This is a genomic window from Mycobacterium sp. 1245852.3, assembly GCF_001669335.1.
GTDB classification, from domain to species: Bacteria; Actinomycetota; Actinomycetes; order Mycobacteriales; family Mycobacteriaceae; genus Mycobacterium; species Mycobacterium europaeum_A.
The window spans coordinates 1-5,013 of the sequence record NZ_LZLL01000585.1 but is presented as its reverse complement, the minus strand read 5'-3'; the positions used below and the strand labels follow the sequence as shown (position 1 = coordinate 5,013).

Annotated in this window: 6 protein-coding genes and 1 pseudogene; 1 reads left to right on the top strand and 6 read right to left on the bottom strand. The window is 69.9% G+C overall.

The features are described 5' to 3' along the window. The 3 genes from A9W96_RS27260 to dxr form a co-directional block, all read right to left on the bottom strand. The coding region (locus A9W96_RS27260; protein ID WP_197499675.1) for a flavodoxin-dependent (E)-4-hydroxy-3-methylbut-2-enyl-diphosphate synthase at positions 1–580 on the bottom strand (580 nt) is incomplete at its 3' end. A gap of 16 nt (positions 581–596) precedes the next feature. Beyond that, positions 597–1,811, bottom strand: a complete 1,215-nt coding sequence (locus tag A9W96_RS27255) for an RIP metalloprotease (RefSeq protein WP_067022813.1) — start codon at positions 1,809–1,811, stop codon at positions 597–599. 20 nt (positions 1,812–1,831) lie between these two features. Next, positions 1,832–3,043 carry a 1-deoxy-D-xylulose-5-phosphate reductoisomerase gene (gene dxr, locus A9W96_RS27250; protein ID WP_066876165.1) on the bottom strand — a complete coding sequence of 404 codons (1,212 nt, stop codon included), beginning with the start codon at positions 3,041–3,043 and terminating at the stop codon, positions 1,832–1,834. A 120-nt stretch (positions 3,044–3,163) separates the two neighbouring features. Between dxr and A9W96_RS27245 the strand changes: the two genes are divergently transcribed. Next, the gene (locus A9W96_RS27245; RefSeq protein WP_066870261.1) at positions 3,164–3,418 is read left to right on the top strand and encodes a DUF2631 domain-containing protein; all 255 of its coding nucleotides are present in this window, start codon (positions 3,164–3,166) and stop codon (positions 3,416–3,418) included. A gap of 17 nt (positions 3,419–3,435) precedes the next feature. Here A9W96_RS27245 and A9W96_RS27240 read toward each other — a convergent pair whose 3' ends face one another. From A9W96_RS27240 to A9W96_RS31870, 3 genes and pseudogenes are all read right to left on the bottom strand, one after another. Next, positions 3,436–4,293, bottom strand: a complete 858-nt coding sequence (locus A9W96_RS27240) for a cytochrome c biogenesis CcdA family protein (RefSeq protein ID WP_067144389.1) — start codon at positions 4,291–4,293, stop codon at positions 3,436–3,438. A 4-nt stretch (positions 4,294–4,297) separates the two neighbouring features. Next, positions 4,298–4,804 carry a protein disulfide oxidoreductase gene (locus A9W96_RS27235; protein ID WP_066870256.1) on the bottom strand — a complete coding sequence of 169 codons (507 nt, stop codon included), beginning with the start codon at positions 4,802–4,804 and terminating at the stop codon, positions 4,298–4,300. Positions 4,805–4,880: 76 nt separating this feature from the next. Next, a pseudogene (locus A9W96_RS31870) lies at positions 4,881–5,013 on the bottom strand (23S rRNA (adenine(2503)-C(2))-methyltransferase RlmN); the annotation flags it as partial.

The following is a 5,013-nucleotide window of genomic DNA, read 5'->3' as shown; positions in this document are numbered from 1 at the left end:
CGTTGTGCTTGACGCTGATCTTGATGTCGCCGAAGCCGTGCTCCTCGAACAGCGAGGCCTCCCACAGCGCGGACTCGACCAGCGCCTCCGGGGTGGCCTTGCCGTACTTCTGCATGAACCGCTTGTCCAGCGAGCCCGCGTTGACGCCGATGCGGATCGGGATGCCGGCCGCACCGGCGGCCTTGGCGACTTCGCCCACGCGGCCGTCGAATTCCTTGATGTTGCCGGGGTTCACCCGCACGGCGGCGCACCCGGCGTCGATGGCGGCGAAGATGTACTTGGGCTGGAAGTGGATGTCGGCGATCACCGGGATCTGGCTGTGCCGGGCGATTTCGGCCAGCGCGTCGGCGTCCTCCTGGCGCGGGCAGGCCACCCGGACGATGTCGCAGCCGGCGGCGGTCAACTCGGCGATCTGCTGCAGCGTCGTGTTGACGTCATGCGTCTTGGTGGTGCACATCGACTGCACCGAGATCGGATAATCGCTGCCGACCCCTACGTCGCGGACCATCAGTTGGCGCGTGGGGCGCCGGGGCGCAAGCGTGGGCGCCGGGGTCTGCGGCATGCCCAGGCCGATAGTCATGTGCGCTGCCTTCTCTCTACTGGAACAGCCGGATCGGATTCACCAGATCGGCGGTGACGGTCAGCAGCATGTAGCCGACCACGAACACCAGCACGACGTATGTCGCGGGCATCAGCTTGAGGTAGTTCACCGGCGCGGCCGCGACCATGCCCCGCGCCGACCGCACCAGGTTACGGATCTTCTCGAACACCGCGATGGCGATGTGGCCGCCGTCGAAGGGCAACAGCGGCACCAGGTTGATCGCACCCAGGATGAGGTTCAGCTGGGCCAGGAAGAACCAGAACGCCACCCACAACCCGTGGTCGACGGTGTCACCGCCGATGATGCTGGCGCCGACGACGCTCATCGGGGTCTGCGGATCGCGCTGCCCGCCGCCGATGGCGTGCACCAGCGCACCGACCTTCGTCGGGATCGCGACCAGCGCCTTGCCGACCTCGCCGGTGAGGTCACCGGCGAAGGCAACGGTGGCCGGGATCGCGGTGAACACCCCGTAGCGGGTGGGCGCCACCTTGACGGCGCCGACGCCGATGGCGCCGACCGTCGAGGGTTGTTGCTGAGCGCCCTGCCCGTTGCCCAGGTAGCGCTGGGTGGTGGTGACGTCGACGTAGGTGGTGATCTTGGTGCCGTTGCGCTCGGCGACGATCGGGACATTGCCGTGCACCTTGCGGATGGCGGCGGCCATGTCCTCGAAGGTCGACACCGGGGTGTCACCCACCTTGACGATGACGTCGCCCGGCCGGATTCCGGCCAGCGCCGCCGGCCCGGGGCCGGTGCAGTCCGCGATCTTTCCCGGCGCCACTTCCGGTGCCACACAAGCGGTTTCGCCGACCACGGCCTGGGTGGGCGGGTGCAGGTTCGGCAGCCCCCAGATGAGCGCGATGCCGTAAAGCAGCACCAGGCAGATGATGAAGTTCGCGGCGGGACCGGCGAACAGCACCGCGACCCGCTTCCAAACCTTCTGCTTGAACATGGCGCGGTCGGTCTCGTCGGGCGCCAACTCCTCCACCGACGTCATGCCGGCGATGTCGCAGAAGCCGCCCAGCGGCACGGCTTTGAGGCCGTATTCGGTTTCGCCGCGCCGGGTCGACCACAGCGTGGGCCCGAAACCGACGAAGTAGCGGCGCACCTTCATGCCGGTCGCGCGCGCGACCCACATGTGCCCGCACTCGTGCAGGGCCACCGAGATCAGGATGGCCAGTGCGAACAGCACAATGCCGATTACGAACATCATCTGGTCTCCCAGGACCTTTCTCACACCATTCCGGAGGCTTTTGCCGACACCTCGGCGGGCCGGGCGTGTGCGACGGAACGCCGCGCCCGCTCGCGTGCCCAGCGCTGCGCGTCGAGTACCTCATCCACGGTAGCGGGTGACACGGCCCATTGGTCGGCGGCGTGCAGCACGTCGGCGATGGTTTTGACGATCGCGGGGAACCCGACCCGTCCCGCGAGGAAGGCCGCCGCCGCCTCCTCGTTGGCCGCGTTGTAGACGGCGGTCATGCAGCCGCCGATCTGCCCGGCGTGCCTGGCCAACTCGACGGCGGGGAAAACGTCGTCGTCCAGCGGCTCGAAGTCCCAGCTAGAGGCCGTGCTGAAGTCGCAGCTGGCGGCCGCGCCCGCAACCCGCTGCGGCCAGCCGAGGGCGAGCGAGATCGGCAGCTTCATGTCCGGCGGGCTGGCCTGGGCCAGGGTAGAGCCGTCGATGAAGGTGACCATCGAATGAACAATCGACTGGGGGTGCACCACGACCTCGATGCGGTCATAGGGAATGCCGAACAGCAGGTGGGTCTCGATGAGTTCGAGCCCCTTGTTGACCAGCGAGGCCGAGTTCAGTGTGTTCATCGGGCCCATCGACCACGTCGGGTGGGCGCCCGCCTGCTCCGGGGTGACGTCCTCCAGCTGGGCGGCGGTCCAGCCGCGGAACGGGCCGCCGGAGGCGGTCAGCACCAGCTTGGCGACCTCATCGGGGGCCCCGCCGCGCAGGCACTGGGCCAGCGCGGAGTGTTCGGAATCGACGGGCACGATCTGCCCCGGCTTGGCGGCCCGGAGCACCAGCGGACCGCCGGCGATCAGCGATTCCTTGTTGGCCAGCGCCAGCCGGGCGCCCGACTCCAGCGCGGCCAGCGTCGGCCGCAGGCCCAGCGCGCCCACCAGCGCGTTGAGCACGACGTCGGCCTCGGTCTCCTGCACCAGCCGAGTGGCCGCGTCGGACCCGCAGAACGGGATGTCACCGACCCGCTGCGCCGCGCGCTCGTCGGCGACCGCGACGTTGGTCACGCCGGTCTCGGCGCGCTGCCGCAACAGGGTGTCCAGGTTGGCACCGCCCGCGGCCAGGCCGACCACCTCGAAGCGGTCCGGGTTGGCGGCGATGACGTCCAGCGCCTGGGTGCCGATGGAGCCGGTGCTGCCGAGCACCAGGACGCGCAGCCGGTCGCGCGTTTGCCCGTCGGTCGTCGGGTTGGTCACTCATTCATTGTGCCGCCCGGCACCGACCGGGGCCATCCGCCGGACCGCGGCCGTCGAGCCAGGCGGGGGTATGCCAGAATTTGGGTTCGACAAGCCAATCCGATCCGAAGGGGATTCGCCGTGGCCAGTACCGAGGTGGAGCGCTTCACCGGCGTCGACGACGTCGAGGTGCCGTCGGCAGCGTGGGGTTGGAGCAGGATCAATCACCGGACCTGGCACATCGCCGGCCTGATCGGCTTCGGATTCCTGCTGGCGATGCTGCGCGGCAACCATGTCGGCCACATCGAGAACTGGTTCCTGATCGGGTTTGCCGCGCTGATCCTCGTGGCGCTGATCCGCGACCTGTGGGGCCGCCGCCGCGGCTGGATCAGGTAGCCGGCCGCGCGTTTGCCCTAGCGGCGCACCCGGCGATGCCAGGCGCCCCCGATCACCACGGCCGTCAATGCGAACACGGCCACCAGCCACGGCCACATCCCGTGCTGATGCACCCAGCCGGCCATCGCGCCCTGTAGCCGCCCGGCCGCGGTGATCACCGCGTCCCGCGGGTCGCCGCCGGCGCCGAACAGTCGCACCTCGTAACCGCCGTAATAGGCCACGTACAGCCCGACCAGCACCAGCAACGCGCCGCCGATCCGGTTGACGAACGGCAAGAGCCGGCGCAACCGGTCCATCAGCGCCGTGCTCGCCGTGGCCGCGGCGACCGCCAGCACCCCGACCACCAGGGTCAGCCCCGCGCTGTAGGCGAGATAGATCGCCACCCCGGTGACGGCCGATCCCCCGCGTAGGCCGGCCGCCGTGACGGCCAGGAACGGCCCGACGGTGCACGACAACGAGGCGATCGCGTAGCTGATGCCGTAGCCGTACATGGAGCCCAGCCGCGCGGTGGGCGCCCACCGCGGGCCCAGCGGTCGTGGGGTCAGGGCCGACAGTCCCCGGCCCGCCAGCAGCCACGCCCCGAGCCCGATCAGCACCACACCCACGCCCACGGTGGCGTACGGCAGGAACCGCTGCACGGTGCTCGCCGCCGAAACGGTCAGGGCGCCGAACGCGCCGAACACCGTCAGGAAGCCCAGCGCCATCCCCGCGGTGGCCGCCAGCGCACGCCCGGCCGCCGCCGCACCCGAGACCGCCCCCGAACCCTGGCCGCGCACCACCAGCAGCAGGTAGCCGGGCAGCATGGCAAAACCGCACGGGTTCAGCGCGGCCACCGATCCGGCGGCGAAGGCCAGGCCGACCAGACCCTGGTCCACCGAGTCAGGACCTCAGGGCCGAGACCCGGTCGGAAAGCTCCTGCTGGGACATCGCCGAGGTCGGGTTGTTGACGAACGTCGAGCTGCCGTCGGCGCGGTAGAACACGTAGGCGGGCTGCCAGGGGACGTTGTAGCGGGCCCAGATCGAGCCGTCGGCGTCGTTGAGGTTGGTGAATCTCAGGCCGTACTTGGAGACGAAGTTCTGTTCCGCGCCGACATCCGAGTGACCGGCGACGCCGACGAAGGTGACGCCGGGATTGGCGGCCGCCACCTGGCTGACGCCTGGGGCCTCGGCGTTGCAAAACGGGCAAAACGGCGCCCAGAACCACAACACCGCGGGCCTGCCCTGCAAGCTGGCGCCGTTGAACGGCGCACCAGCCAGGGTCGTGCCGCTGAATTGCAGCCGGTCATCGGCGGCGGCCGCGCGCGGCGCGCCACCGAGCACCACTATCAGTGCCGCGGCGATGAGGGCCGCGACAAACAACTTGAGCGGAGAGAACAAGCGGATCACGGCACACCCCCGGGTTGCTGAAGTTATGCCTTTAAGACGTGCGCGTCGCCCTACGGGTTCACCCGGCGACCGCGCGCTACCCGCCTTCGGCGGCCAGCTGTCCGCACGCGGCGCTGATCTCGCGGCCGCGCGTGTCGCGCACCGTGCAGGAAACGCCTTTGGCGCGGACGCGCCGGACGAACTCCCGCTCGACCGGCTTGGGGCTGGCG